Genomic DNA, 13,806 nt, shown 5'->3' on the forward strand with positions numbered 1-13,806 from the left:
GCTCATGGAATTACTCATCATCAATATCGAATGCAGGACCCGCGTAGTTGTCGAAACGCGAATGTTGACCTTGGAAAGTGAGGCGAACAGAGCCGATAGGACCGTTACGCTGTTTACCAATAATGATTTCGGCCGTACCTTTGTACGGACTATCTGGGTGATAAACCTCATCACGGTAGATGAACATGATCAAGTCGGCATCCTGCTCGATGGAACCGGATTCACGCAAGTCCGAGTTTACTGGTCGTTTATCCGCACGTTGCTCTAGGGAACGGTTTAGCTGCGACAGTGCCACAACAGGCACATTTAGCTCTTTTGCCAGCGCCTTAAGAGAGCGAGAGATCTCAGCAATCTCAAGAGTACGGTTATCGGTTAACGAAGGCACGCGCATCAACTGAAGGTAGTCGACCATGATCATCGATAGACCGCCATGTTCACGAGCGATACGGCGAGCGCGCGAACGCACTTCGGTCGGAGTTAGACCAGAGCTATCATCAATGTACATATTTTTCTTCTGCATCAGGATACCCATAGTAGAAGAAATACGCGCCCAATCTTCGTCATCTAGCTGACCCGTACGGATCTTGGTTTGGTCTACACGAGACAAAGAGGCCAACATACGCATCATCAACTGTTCAGCTGGCATCTCTAACGAGAAAATAAGTACGGGCTTTTCTTGTTGCATGGCCGCATTTTCACACAAGTTCATCGCAAAGGTCGTTTTACCCATCGATGGACGCGCTGCGACAATCACCAAATCAGAGCCTTGCAAACCTGCGGTTTTCTTATTGAGATCTGTGAAACCGGTATCGACCCCCGTAACACCATCTTGTGGCGTTTTATACAACAACTCGATACGTTCTAACGTCTTTTCGAGGATGTTGTCGACGTTTTGTGGTCCTTCGTTTTCACTAGTTCGAGACTCGGCGATAGCAAAAACTTTACTCTCCGCCATGTCTATTAAATCTTCAGAACTGCGACCTTGAGGGTCATAGCCCGCGTCCGCAATTTCATTCGCGACACCAATAAGGCCACGAACAATCGCACGCTCAGCGACAATATCAGCATACGCATTGATGTTAGCTGCACTTGGCGTATTCTTCGCCAAGTCAGCGAGGTAAGCAAAACCGCCTACATCTTCTAACAACTCGTGACGCTCTAGATACTCCGATAAAGTAATAAGATCGAGAGGTTTACCCGCTTCAAGAATGGTTTTTACACCTTCAAAAATCAGGCGGTGTGGACGACTATAGAAATCACTGCTCACAACACGTTCGGCAACGGTGTCCCAACGTTCATTATCCAGTAAAAGACCACCAATTACTGATTGCTCGGCTTCTAGTGAGTGAGGTGGCACTTTGATTGCGTCGACCTGACTGTCTGAAGGTTTGCGATTTCTGTTTTCCGCCATGACTTTGCTCGATAACTACTATTGACCCACGATTATAACCTTAACCTAACTGAGATGCTTCCCCGAAGCGACAATTACTTGTTAAGAAATCATCATGTGAACCACCCAGGTAATAGCCTGGTTCTTCCGCCTAGCTCTAATAAAAATTAACCTACCATTGACCCAACCAAATATCTGTATCAGTATCATGCCCCTCCTTTTTGATTACGTTCGAGGTTGATGTGTCCCGATACTGGTTACTTAGCTTTAGCCTACTGTGCGCTAGTGCATCGTATGCTGACGAATCAGTACAGCCAGAGCAAAATATTGATGTACCCGACCCACTAAAAACCGAGGTGGAGTTCGGCTATCAAGCTCACACAGGTAACACGGACTCTCGTTCCCTGAATGCTCGTTTGAGTGCTGAATATACGTCAGGTCGACACCGTTCTAATGGTGAATGGAAGTACTACAACTTGTACAAAGACGGTGAAGAAGACAAACGCTCATCCACCTACTCCCTACAGAGTGACTACAAGTTAGGCCCTAAGACATATTTGTATGGCAGCTTTAAAGGGGTGGATTCTCGCTACAGTGCTTATTTTAAAGACTATACGTTGTCAGGTGGTTTGGGTTACCAGTTCTCCTACACTGAGAACTTCATTTTAGAGGTAGAGGTAGGCCCTGGTTTTCGCTATCAAGAGCCAAACTTAGACGAAATAGATGATGACGATATTGTCTTTCCCGATATCGTTAGAGAAGGCATTTTTCGAGGAAATATCAACACAACTTGGCATGCGTTGGATAATTTAAGTTTCGCAGCTGATATTACGTTGGTAACAGGTAGAAGTAACACACGTACTGATAGTGAACTCAGTGTAACCAATGATATTACTGAAGATATTGCACTGAAACTGGCGCACTCTCGTCAGTATCACGATAAAGTGCCTGAAGGCTTAAGCAAAGCAGACAGCGTATTTTCCGTTAATTTACTTTTCGCTTTTTAACCCTTTTTCTCTCAGTTTTAGAAATAAAAAAAGCACCTCCAAGGAGGTGCTTTTTAGTATTTCGTCTTGATACTGAATTACTCAGCAGCAACAACTTGTAGGTTCACAGTTGCGAAAACTTCAGAGTGAAGTTGAACGCTGATCTCGAACTCACCAGTTGTACGTAGAGCACCTTCAGGAAGGCGAACTTCGCTCTTAGCAACTTCAACGCCTGCAGCTGTGATAGCGTCAGCGATGTCACGAGTACCGATAGAACCGAATAGTTTGCCTTCGTCACCAGCTTTAGAAGCGATAACTACAGCTTCTAGAGCGTTAACTTTCTCTGCGCGAGCTTCTGCAGCAGCTAGTTGCTCAGCAACTTTAGCTTCTAGTTCAGCACGACGAGCTTCAAACATTTCAACGTTAGCTTTAGTTGCCATAACTGCTTTACCTTGTGGGATAAGGAAGTTACGAGCGTAGCCAGATTTAACGTTTGCAGTATCGCCAAGACCACCTAGGTTACCAATTTTATCAAGTAGAATAACTTGCATTGCTTAATCCTCTTTCTTAATAAAATGAACCGATTACTGATGCTTGTCAGTGTACGGTAGTAGAGCTAGGTAGCGTGAACGCTTGATAGCACGTGCTAGTTGACGCTGGTACTTAGCGCTTGTACCAGTGATACGGCTAGGTACGATTTTACCAGCTTCAGTGATGTAGTTTTTAAGAGTTGCTACGTCTTTGTAATCAATCTCTTGTACGCCTTCTGCAGTGAAACGGCAGAATTTACGACGACGGAAGAAACGAGCCATGGGCTATCTCCTGATCTTAAATTTGAGTAATGTTGTCGGCGTGTAACACTAATTTTCCCACGCCATTTCGGCCGGTTTGATAAGTGACAAAACCACTTACCTTAATGTTACTGCCTTGAACTAAATTCTGAGTTAGTGCTTGTGACCCAAGCCCGCTGACGACTACCGGCATACGACAATAAACTTGTCGAGGTAAGTCAGCTTCGATAATAGTAGAGCGATGCTCCAGCCAAAACCGACAGTGTTCAATGCCACCAGGGCTTTTACTACGAATGGGCGGTTTGGCAATGGTGCCGCTCAGCTCCATTCGATTGGCCATAAGAAAACTTACTCAGCAGCTTCTGACTTAGCTTCAGGCTTAGCTTCAGAACGCTCTTCACGACGTGGAGCACGCTCTTCTTTTTGCTTAAGCATGATAGATTGCTCAGTGATCGCTGCTTTAGTACGCATGATCATGTTACGTAGAACTGCATCGTTGAAACGGAAAGCAGTTTCTAGCTCATCAATTACAGCTTGGTCAGCTTCAACGTTCATAAGAACGTAGTGAGCTTTGTGAAGCTTGTTGATTGGGTAAGCCAGTTGACGACGGCCCCAGTCTTCTAGACGGTGGATTTTACCGCCAGCTTCAGTGATTGAACCAGTGTAACGCTCGATCATGCCAGCAACTTGCTCGCTTTGATCTGGGTGCACCATGAATACGATTTCGTAATGACGCATTGGTTGCTCCTTACGGATTATTCAGCTTCCACAAATGGCTCAGTCGTCCAGAGGAAGCAAGGAACTAAAGATAATTGACTGAGTTTAAGGAGCACGAATAGTACAGAAAGGGCGTAAAATAGGCAAGTGATTATTTGCTCATCGCAGCGGATATTTAATTTCTTCTAATACTAGAAAACACAAAGGCTGCCAACAACATGGCAGCCTTTAAAATCAGTGTGTTATTGCGCTGGCTTATCGGTGCTTATTTAACTTCAGCCAGTTCAGCGCGCATTTGATCGATCACTTGTTTGTAATCTGGCTCACCGAAAATCGCCGAGCCTGCGACAAACATGTCTGCGCCCGCTTCTGCAATTTCACGAATGTTGTCAACCTTTACACCGCCATCGATTTCTAAGCGGATATCACGACCAGACTCGTCAATCATCTTACGAACGGCACGCAGTTTATCTAGTGTATGAGGAATGAATGATTGACCACCAAAACCAGGGTTTACCGACATCAGTAGAATCATGTCGACTTTATCCATAATAAACTCAAGACTTGCAAGTGGCGTTGCTGGGTTTAGTACCACACCAGCCTGACAGCCGTGCTCTTTAATTAACTGCAGTGTACGGTCTACATGATCAGAAGCTTCTACATGGAACGTAATCATCGACGCACCCGCTTTTGCGAAATCAGGAATAATACGGTCAACGGGTTTCACCATTAGGTGAACATCGATTGGCGCCGTGATGCCATAATCGCGTAGTGCTTTACACACAGGCGCACCAAAAGTCAGGTTTGGTACATAGTGGTTATCCATAACGTCGAAATGCACCACATCCGCACCCGCTGCGAGTACTTTTTCTACATCTTCACCGAGACGAGCAAAATCTGCCGATAAAATGGATGGAGCAATAAGAAAATCTTTCATACCTGACCTCAGTAGTAATGAGCAAACAATCTGCGCGCAATTCTACCGAAGCCAGTGGGGAGATCCACTATTTAGATATAATAGTGTGAGAATTAAGAGTTTGATTTATCCATGTCTGGGGCATGAAAAAGCGCAAGTAGCTCATCAACTTTATTACGACCGTTACCATTACGGCTAATGGTACGCTTTACTTTAACCACATTAAGATCCGCACCGTGATACAACCGACGTGTCAAGGTAGTGTCGTGGTTAGAAATCAACACAGGAATGCCACGTTCAGTCGCTGTTCTTTCAGCAATGTCGGCTAATGCAGCTTGGTCGTCCAACGTGAAACCATTACCTGCGTATGAGGTGAAATTTGCCGTATTTGAAAGCGGCGCATAAGGTGGATCGCAATACACGACGCTCCCTTTGCGCGCACGACGAAATGTTTCAGGATAACCTTCACAAACGAACGTAGCTTTTTTGGCTTTTTCTGCAAAAAACTCCAGTTCCGCCTCAGGGAAATACGGCTTTTTGTAAGAGCCAAACGGTACATTGAAGCCACCTTTTTTGTTGTAACGGCATAGGCCATTAAAACCAAAGCGGTTCATATACAAAAACGCTAAAGAGCGGTACATCACGTCATCGGTTTTATTAAATTCAGCGCGAATGTGTAGGTAGGCTTCTTTGCGGTTGTTCTCAGCGACAAACCAACGCTTCGCTTCAGAGATATACTCTTCAGGGCGTTCTTTCAGCAGGTTGTACAGATTGATCAAATCTGGATTGATATCTGCAAGTAGATAATGGTCATAATCGGTATTCAGAAACACTGAGCCCGCACCAACAAAAGGTTCAACTAGCTTTCGAGCCGGCGGCAAATGACGTTGGATGTCTTCAACCAGTCCGTATTTTCCTCCTGCCCATTTAAGAAAGGCTCGTTGCTTTTTCATCTACTGCTCTATCTATCGACCAAAAATTAAGGCTGCGGAATGTAACATATTTTTCAGGGAAGCTCAGGTTTATTTCACTCGTTCAATTTCACGGTGAACCTGACGGAGTGATTTTGCCCAAGGACTCACCGACTTAACCGAATCTGGCAAGCTTGCGACGGCATCACGAGCCATTTGAATTGTCGGATAATCTTGATATGTGATGATATACCACTCGGTGTCATTACGAACGGTAGGATAAATTCGCACTTGATTATTCAGTTGATGCTCATTGAGAAAGGATTGTACATCTTCCATTGAGGTCATAGCTGCGAGTTGTAAAGTGTAAGCTCTTGGCGATAGCGCTTTTAGTTCTTCACGAGCAAATGAAAACTTCACAACAGGTTGGTTTGCGTCACCCTCTTCTGACTGAGCAGGTGCTTGCGTCATATCTTGATTCGGTTTTACGACTTTAATCAAAGGGGAGCTAGTTTCATCGGCGGTTTCTGTCTTCTCAGTACCTACGACATCATCAATCGCTTTTGTGTCTGCTGAATCAGCTTTACCTTCAAGCAATGCATCGACCACATTCGACTCAATCACCACTCTTTGTTGATTGTCATCACTGCCTACGCTCGCTACTTCTTCTGTCACTGCTGGCGGTAATGAATCAGAATCATCAACCGCACCAGACTTATCAGGACTGCTAGAGCCATCGGTTACAGGTTGCAGTGAAGACTGCGCTGCACTGATTCCTGACTCTTCAAAAGTTGGAATAGCCGTTTGCTCTAAACTGCCAGCAATTTGCTGCGCTTTATCATCAGGACTTGGTTGACTAAGCATCCACCAATAGCCACCAGCAGCAAGCAACAGTAAGACTAATACCACCAACGCAATATTCAGGGGTGAACCGACAATCGAGCGGATAATGATCCTTTTTTCCACTTTCATCTCTCCTAACGCCATGATGTCACCCGGTACTGGGTCGACTTTTTTAAATGCATCTCGAACCCGTTTCTCAGACTCATCATCGACGTAGCGCGCAACAAGTGACTCAAAGAAACGACGAGCTTCCACTTCGGACAACATATCAATATCAAGCTCAACAGGCTTTATCTCTTGTCCATAACTGAGACGTGCTAGCAAACCGTCTAAACGTCCAGACTGTGTAAACAGTAAGACATTGATGGTCCAATTTGGCTTATGGTGCGCCTCTAAGACCAGCATCCAAAGCTCAGAGATAAGTGTCTCACTCAATAAATGCGCATCATCTACAACAATTGCAATGTCACACGGCTCATCACCTAAAAGCCTTTCAAGGCTATCAAGTAAAGGCTCTTGCTGATTAAACAATGCGTCTGAAACCAGTTGATTCAAAATAAGGACGCGATGCTGCACATCGTCTTGATTAGAATGACAAAGTAACAAACATTGATTCTTGTTACTGGCACCCACTTCAAGGTATCGCTGCGCTAACCAAGATTTCCCGTACCCATCATGACCATTAATCGCAATGAGATTGGAACCAAAGTTAGTCAGTAGACCTAATCTATCAAGCAACTCGATTTGAGAATCTAATTCCAGTACGTGAGCAACACTCATCTAATAACCTTAATACACTACAAGAATGACGCCCAAAGGCGCCATTACAAGGTTAAATATCGCGACCGAAGTCTATTGCCTGTTTGAGTACGTCTTGTGTCGTATCAGCAATTACCTCGGCAGTGCCAATGCCTGTAGGCAAAACCAATCGTAATTGACCAGAGAGGACTTTCTTATCTCGCATCATGTGCTTGATGAAGTCATCGAAATTCATACTGTCTGGAGTATGCACAGGCAGTTTTGCACGACGCAAAATCGCAACAATACGCTCAAATTGCTCTTCCGAGATCAGACCGCGTAGATGCGACGTTTTGGCCGCCATAACAGTGCCGGAAGATACCGCTTCACCATGCAGCCAATTGCCATAGCCAAGTTCCGCTTCAATCGCATGACCAAAGGTGTGACCTAAGTTAAGCAAAGCACGGATGCCCGATTCTTTCTCATCCTGAGCCACCACTTCCGCTTTTATTTCACAGCAACGTGCGATCGCATAAGTTAGTGCTTCTTCATCCAACGCATACAAGCGCTCAAGATTGTCTTCTAACCATACAAAAAAATCTGCATCGTAAATAATGCCGTACTTAATGACTTCGGCGATACCCGCAGCGAACTCACGTTCAGGCAACGTCGACAGGCAGTTGGTATCAATGATCACGGCTTTAGGTTGGTAAAACGCACCTATCATGTTCTTACCCAACGGATGGTTAACCGCGGTTTTTCCACCAACCGAAGAGTCCACTTGGGATAGTAATGTGGTCGGTATTTGAATAAAATCGACCCCACGCTGGTAACAGGCAGACGCAAAACCCACAAGGTCGCCAATAACACCACCACCTAACGCGATGATCACAACATCACGAGCATAACTCCCTTCCAGTAAGAAGTTCATTACTTGATTAAATACATCCAAGTTTTTGTACTGTTCACCGTCAGGCAATTCTAACAAGGATGCACTACAACCGAGCTGCTCGAGTTGCTTTAAAATTTTGTCTGCATACAAAGGCGCCACTGTGACATTACTGATCACAACAACTTTTTGTTTTGCATTTTTGTTTGAGAGAACTTGAGAGAGGTACGCCGGGTCCTCAAATAACCCGGCGCCAATAGAGATTGGGTAGCTACGCTCAGCTAGGTTGACCGTAATCCGTTCCATCGGTTTGCTCCAATTAAAAAAAAGATAAAGACTTATCTCTCTTCTAGCATTTTTACGATCTGGTTGGCTACCACTTTTGCACTTTGATCGTCAGTGCGAACAGTGTAATCCGCTACTTCTTCATATAAAGGATTACGTTCTTCAGCTAATTGCTCCAGTACTTCGCGAGGGTTATCCGTTTGAAGTAAAGGACGCTTCTTGTCGCGGTTTGTACGCGCAAGTTGCTTTTCAATCGTCGTTTCTAAGTAAACAACAACACCACGTGCCGAAAGACGATTGCGGTTTTCTTTGCTCTTAACAGAGCCACCGCCAGTCGCAAGCACGATGCCTTGCTCTTGTGTTAGGTCTTCAAGTACCGCTTCTTCACGCTTGCGGAAGCCTTCTTCACCTTCTACATCAAAAACCCAAGAGATGTCTGCACCAGTGCGTTCTTCGATCACTGTATCGGAGTCAACAAACTCCATATGCAGTTGCTGTGCTAGATGTCTACCAATTGTACTTTTGCCGGCGCCCATTGGGCCAACAAGGAAAATATTACGTTTCTCAGCCATGTTTAGCAGTAATTTACAACATTGATTCAATAAGATCGCCACAAGAAAACACAGCTAAACTGCTGTTCTACAAGGCTTGTGGCACCAGTTCCTCACAGATAATTCGTGATAAGACCCGAAATTATCCAAGCATGGTGCCACTATTGCAACTTTATTTTTGATTTAATCAGTTTTTCCCGAGACAGAACTACTGAATCACCACCTTAGGCGTGACGAAAATTAACAGCTCACTTTTGCCAACATTCTCATAACTTCGACGAAAAAGAGCACCTAATAGCGGCAGGTCGCCCAACAAAGGTACTTTGTCCACCGAGTTAGTAATGCTGTGCTGAAAAATACCACCAAGAACGACCGTTTCACCGTTATTCACTAACACTTGCGTCCCGATACGTTGAGTATCAATCGCAACAGCTTCACCAGTGCCTGTCTTCACGACTTGTCCAGGTCTATCTTGCGTGACACTTAAATCCAACACTAAGCGGTTATCCGGTGTGATTTGCGGGGTCACTTTCAAACTTAATACCGCCTTTTTGAACGTCACCGTCGTTGCACCACTTGATGATGACTCAAGATAAGGAATCTCTGTACCTTGTTCAATATAGGCAGGCTTCTTATTGGTAGTGATCAAACGTGGGCTCGAGATAATCTCAGCTTTAGACTCTTGTTGCAGAGCAGAAAGCTCAAGATCCAACAAGGTGTCTGAACCTAACTTCGCAACTTGGAAAGCAAGACTGGTCGCATTCGGACTGGTTGCAGCTAAGTTTACATTTAGGAAGTCATCGATCCCTACTCCATCACCGTCACCACCGTCATCACCCCCTTCTCCATTATAGAGACCGATCGTGGCAAGGTTGTTCTCAATAGAACCGCCCACTGTATTACTGCCATTAATAGACGTAAAACCCCAACGAATCCCTAACTCATCCATGTTACCTTCATTGATGGTCACAATACGCGCCTCAATTTGAACCTGTTTAACTGGAATATCCAAAGACTCAATAATTTCTCGAATCACCTCGATGTTTTCAGGTAACTCTCTAATCAATAACGAGTTAGTTCGCTCATCAATGGTCATACTGCCGCGCTCTGACAGCATGCTGATATTTCCTTCTCCATTGATCATCTCCGCAATGTCTGATGCTTTAGCAAAATTAACTTTGATGATTTCAGATGAAAGCTCTCCCATTTCTTCCGTCAGTTTTTGTTTTTCTAACTGCTGCTTCTCACGCAAGTCCAGCTCATCAGTCGGAGCAACTAAAATCACGTTGCCATCAACACGCTTATCTAACCCCTTAACTTGCAAAATAATATCCAGCACTTGCTGCCAAGGGACACCATCAAGACGAAGCGTGAGGTTGCCTTCTACAGAGTCGGAGACAACCAAATTGAATTGGTTGTAATCAGCAATAAGCTGCAAGACGTTTCGCACAGGAATATCTTGGAAGTTAATCGAAATAAGCTTACCTTCTCTTTCTAAAATGCTTTTATCTGGGGCTTTCTCATTGGGTTTGATCTTCGCTACTTTGATTTCCAAAAAACGCCCCGTTAAACGGTAATCATGCATGTATTCTTCATTGATGTGCGCAACCAAGCGCGTCGTCGAGGTGTCGCGAAACACTTCTACGCTCTCAACCACAGTCGAAAAGTCTTTCACGTCTAGGAGATACAATTGCTCGTCTTTTACTGAAGTGTTAAGCAAATCGATACTTAACCCTTCCTGTACACGCTTGATATCTACAATCGCGGCCGGTGACGCCAATTCGACGACAATCACGGCGTCTTTATCTTTATTAGTTCGAAAGTCGATACTTTTTAGGGCATTGGACGAAACTTCTTCTGCTGCAGCTAAAGGGGCTAAAAATACAAACAACCATAAGGAGAAGAGCCCAGTAAGTATCCTTGGTGTACGTGTTAATCCTTGTCTCATTTTCATTACTCAATATCAAAAATAAATGGGGCTATCTCAAAGCCAACTTAACTTTACGTTTTTGCCAACATCCTAAGCCGTCGGGCAACGTTTCATTAATCAACAAATAGGAGTGGCTGACATGGGTCACTTTGCCATTATTGCGTCCAAGGTATTGACCCGGCTTAACTTTATAGACGGTGCCATTGGGAGCCTGAACGAGGCCAGAAACCGTGTTATCCATGCCCATGACCCCTTTCAAACGTAATTGGCTTAATGGGAATCTTTCTAATTTTCCAGTTCGCCTTCTTGAGGGCGGTTGCCAACAATCTTTTCTTGCAACTGGCTGAGTCGCGATGGTGGCTTCTTTGGGTAATTCAAAGGGTGCACGCTGTACTTCCGGTGCGTACGTGACTGCAACATACTTGTCTACGGGCTTAAGCTTCTCGACCTCTCGACGCGCCTGTGTTTCCACTCCTCGAATAAAATCCGTCAATGATTCATCATTCGCCTGGCAACCCATCAATAGAGAACCCATCAGTACCAGCAACAAAGACTTACTTGTCATTTTTCGTCTCCTCCGGCTTAAACTGATAGGTGTTAGCGCGCACCCGAAAGTGCAGGGTTTCGCTTTCTTGGCTGACACGTTGCCAAGTCACATCTTTAAACGTGATGATTCGAGGTAGCGTCGCTATCGCCTGAGAAAAATGGCCGATGTCATGAAAGTCGCCCGTTAACTCTATGTTTAAAGGGAGACGATAAAGGAAGTGCTCTGATTGTTTTTCGCCCCAGTCGATTCGGGTGAAAGTCAGCTTATTGTCGATGCCAAGTTCATTCACTGAAGCGAGCATTGTAGCCAGCTCTTTTTGCGCAGGCAGTTGCTGCAGTAATAACTCGTAACGGGTGGTAAGTTCATCCAATTGAGATTGAAGCTGAGGCAACGCTGCCACTTTGTTCGCTTTGATCTTCAATGCCACCTTGAGTGTCTGCTCCTGCTGGATCAAGTGATTCAACTGTTCGTCTTTCGGTTTAAGGTAAAACCAATAACCTAAGCCTTGAATCACCATGATCAGAAGCGCGATTACTACAATCTGGGGCAACAATGGCCACTCGGCCATTTCATCTATTTCGAGATCCTGCCAATCAACCACGTTGAGCCTCCAATTTCTTCTCCGTTACTTTGAACATGAAAGACACTTTGAATGTTTGAAACTCTTTCCCAAAACGGGCTTTGCCGTGAACGATGGAATGCATTTCTACGTCGTTCAACTTGGCCGAGCGCTCCATGTTGTCTAGCATCGTGGCAAGTTTTGGAGTGCTATCTGAGATCCCAGAGATCTCAATTTCCAGATCATTCATTTTGATCTTGTCGACATATACACCTTCAGGGATAACGGCAGGCATTAAGTTCATGAACTCGGTCGTTTTGTTTCGTCCGTTTTGTAAACCTTCAACGACCTTTAGACGTTCGAGGATTTTGCTGTGCTCTTGCTCTGCAATTTTCATTGCTTCAATACGCTGGTCGAGTTCGGCAATGTAGTGAGTGAGGTAATCGAGCCGCTCCTGTTGTTGATCTTGTTGGTACTCAAAAAACTTTCCAATACCCCACTGGATGCCAACAGCGACCAACATACCTAATGCGACCAAACTGATGAAACGACGTCGGTGCTCTTCTCTTTGATTCTCTCGCCAAGGAAGTAAATTAATGCGATAAAGCACGGGCGCCTCCTAGCCAATGAATGCCACGAACGGCCAGTCCGGCTGCTGTTGAGAAATGCTGCCAATCCACAGCACGACGCTTACGCTTAGACACCTTCATCTCAAATAGCCCTAGCGGATTTAGCAATTCACACTCTAACGACAATTGTTGAGACAACTCCTCTGCGAGCATGGGAGTGGAGGCCCCTTCCCCTGATAACCAGATACCCTTGATGTTTTGTGAGCCATTGATTGAGGTATAGAGCTGCATCTGGCGCTTTACTCGCTCTACGATTTGACGGTTAAACAGCTCTGTTTTCTCCTGAGCATCATCGGACAAAAAATCGACTGGAGAAGCGCTGTTTGCTCCGCGTGTGCCGTAAGCAAACTCTTTGTGAAACAGTTCACCTTGTTCGGTAAACATGGTGAAGGAGCTCGATAAAGTGCCAATATCGAGTAAGCAGTATTTGTTTTTGTCAGGAAAGCGATCGGCGGTGAGCTTCCAGATATGACCAAGGCTTTGCGAATGCACGTCCACTAAAACAGGTTTTAGTCCGGACTTTTGTAATGCATCGACTCGGCCTTCTACCACATCTTTTCTTGTCGCAAACACTTGATAGCTATCACTGCCACTCTGCCCGCCCTCAGCGCGAAGACGAACGAAGTCTAAACTCAGCTCTTCGACAGGGAATGGCGATTGATGAGAAAAGGCTTGTATCACTGCAAACTCAACTTCACTCTCTTCAAGATTTTGTTCTATTTGCAGTTTCTTGCTAATTACCGAGTTATCAGGAACTGAGATCGCAACTTTTTTAGCACCAAAAGGCAGTTCTTTTTTTATCTGCTTGAGGGTCTTTACAATTTCTTGATGATTTATGGTGTTATTTTCAGCGACAATACCTTCCTTTAGTAATATTTCTTTGTAACCCAACAGAGCGTAATTGTTGCCTGTGGGTTTAAGTACTACGGCTTTGAGGCTGTTATGGCCTATATCGATGCCGGTAACGATTAGCTTATCCATCTCTTACTCTCGCTCCGAAATTTCTTCGTGCAAAGGTTGTTATTAGCATCCAAATAAGAGTTAATATCTCTTATGTGCTAAATTTTTGACCTAAGAGTACAAGGGTTTGCCGTTACACAGCCTCAACCAATCAGGGATTCTCC

At 44.9% G+C, this 13,806-nt stretch carries 16 protein-coding genes; 1 reads left to right on the forward strand and 15 read right to left on the reverse strand.

Going from position 1 to position 13,806, the window contains the following annotated elements:
* Nucleotides 1-10: 10 nt before the first annotated feature.
* Nucleotides 11-1,411 (reverse strand): replicative DNA helicase, encoded by a 1,401-nt coding sequence (locus tag R7P72_RS21230; RefSeq protein WP_005382759.1) that lies wholly within the window; start codon nucleotides 1,409-1,411, stop codon nucleotides 11-13.
* A gap of 221 nt (nucleotides 1,412-1,632) precedes the next feature.
* Between R7P72_RS21230 and R7P72_RS21235 the strand changes: the two genes are divergently transcribed.
* A complete protein-coding gene (locus R7P72_RS21235; RefSeq protein ID WP_005381276.1) occupies nucleotides 1,633-2,397 on the forward strand; it encodes a DUF481 domain-containing protein in 765 nt (254 codons plus the stop codon).
* Between the two features lie 77 nt (nucleotides 2,398-2,474).
* On the opposite strand, the gene rplI is transcribed toward R7P72_RS21235, so the two are convergent.
* The 14 genes from rplI to pilM all read right to left on the reverse strand — a co-directional run bounded on the left by rplI (nucleotide 2,475) and on the right by pilM (nucleotide 13,663).
* Nucleotides 2,475-2,927 (reverse strand): 50S ribosomal protein L9, encoded by a 453-nt coding sequence (gene rplI / locus R7P72_RS21240; protein WP_005381278.1) that lies wholly within the window; start codon nucleotides 2,925-2,927, stop codon nucleotides 2,475-2,477.
* A gap of 33 nt (nucleotides 2,928-2,960) precedes the next feature.
* Complete coding sequence (gene rpsR / locus R7P72_RS21245) at nucleotides 2,961-3,188, reverse strand: 30S ribosomal protein S18 (protein ID WP_000090472.1); 228 nt, start codon at nucleotides 3,186-3,188, stop codon at nucleotides 2,961-2,963.
* A 16-nt stretch (nucleotides 3,189-3,204) separates the two neighbouring features.
* Nucleotides 3,205-3,507 carry a primosomal replication protein N gene (priB, locus tag R7P72_RS21250; protein WP_005381298.1) on the reverse strand — a complete coding sequence of 101 codons (303 nt, stop codon included), beginning with the start codon at nucleotides 3,505-3,507 and terminating at the stop codon, nucleotides 3,205-3,207.
* An 8-nt stretch (nucleotides 3,508-3,515) separates the two neighbouring features.
* Nucleotides 3,516-3,905 (reverse strand): 30S ribosomal protein S6, encoded by a 390-nt coding sequence (rpsF, locus tag R7P72_RS21255; RefSeq protein WP_005381299.1) that lies wholly within the window; start codon nucleotides 3,903-3,905, stop codon nucleotides 3,516-3,518.
* A 244-nt stretch (nucleotides 3,906-4,149) separates the two neighbouring features.
* Nucleotides 4,150-4,821, reverse strand: coding sequence for a ribulose-phosphate 3-epimerase (rpe, locus tag R7P72_RS21260; RefSeq protein WP_005381300.1), 672 nt, complete (start codon nucleotides 4,819-4,821; stop codon nucleotides 4,150-4,152).
* A 92-nt stretch (nucleotides 4,822-4,913) separates the two neighbouring features.
* A complete protein-coding gene (locus R7P72_RS21265; protein WP_005381301.1) occupies nucleotides 4,914-5,753 on the reverse strand; it encodes a Dam family site-specific DNA-(adenine-N6)-methyltransferase in 840 nt (279 codons plus the stop codon).
* A gap of 69 nt (nucleotides 5,754-5,822) precedes the next feature.
* A complete protein-coding gene (locus tag R7P72_RS21270) occupies nucleotides 5,823-7,334 on the reverse strand; it encodes an SPOR domain-containing protein (RefSeq protein WP_053307552.1) in 1,512 nt (503 codons plus the stop codon).
* Between the two features lie 52 nt (nucleotides 7,335-7,386).
* Complete coding sequence (aroB, locus tag R7P72_RS21275; protein ID WP_005381318.1) at nucleotides 7,387-8,487, reverse strand: 3-dehydroquinate synthase; 1,101 nt, start codon at nucleotides 8,485-8,487, stop codon at nucleotides 7,387-7,389.
* A gap of 32 nt (nucleotides 8,488-8,519) precedes the next feature.
* Nucleotides 8,520-9,038 (reverse strand): shikimate kinase AroK, encoded by a 519-nt coding sequence (aroK, locus tag R7P72_RS21280; protein WP_005381319.1) that lies wholly within the window; start codon nucleotides 9,036-9,038, stop codon nucleotides 8,520-8,522.
* A gap of 187 nt (nucleotides 9,039-9,225) precedes the next feature.
* Complete coding sequence (locus R7P72_RS21285) at nucleotides 9,226-10,971, reverse strand: type IV pilus secretin PilQ (RefSeq protein WP_031779065.1); 1,746 nt, start codon at nucleotides 10,969-10,971, stop codon at nucleotides 9,226-9,228.
* A 25-nt stretch (nucleotides 10,972-10,996) separates the two neighbouring features.
* On the reverse strand, nucleotides 10,997-11,512 hold the full coding sequence (locus R7P72_RS21290) for a pilus assembly protein PilP (protein WP_005381321.1): 516 nt from the start codon (nucleotides 11,510-11,512) through the stop codon (nucleotides 10,997-10,999).
* Nucleotides 11,502-12,095 carry a type 4a pilus biogenesis protein PilO gene (locus tag R7P72_RS21295; protein ID WP_005381322.1) on the reverse strand — a complete coding sequence of 198 codons (594 nt, stop codon included), beginning with the start codon at nucleotides 12,093-12,095 and terminating at the stop codon, nucleotides 11,502-11,504. The genes R7P72_RS21290 and R7P72_RS21295 overlap by 11 nt, the downstream gene beginning before the upstream one ends.
* Nucleotides 12,088-12,663 carry a PilN domain-containing protein gene (locus R7P72_RS21300; RefSeq protein WP_005381323.1) on the reverse strand — a complete coding sequence of 192 codons (576 nt, stop codon included), beginning with the start codon at nucleotides 12,661-12,663 and terminating at the stop codon, nucleotides 12,088-12,090. The genes R7P72_RS21295 and R7P72_RS21300 overlap by 8 nt, the downstream gene beginning before the upstream one ends.
* Complete coding sequence (gene pilM, locus R7P72_RS21305) at nucleotides 12,647-13,663, reverse strand: type IV pilus biogenesis protein PilM (protein ID WP_005381324.1); 1,017 nt, start codon at nucleotides 13,661-13,663, stop codon at nucleotides 12,647-12,649. Before pilM ends, R7P72_RS21300 begins: the two co-directional genes overlap by 17 nt.
* Nucleotides 13,664-13,806: the final 143 nt, after the last annotated feature.

This window comes from Vibrio sp. Vb0888 (genome assembly GCF_033338835.1).
GTDB classification, from domain to species: Bacteria; Pseudomonadota; Gammaproteobacteria; order Enterobacterales; family Vibrionaceae; genus Vibrio; species Vibrio alginolyticus.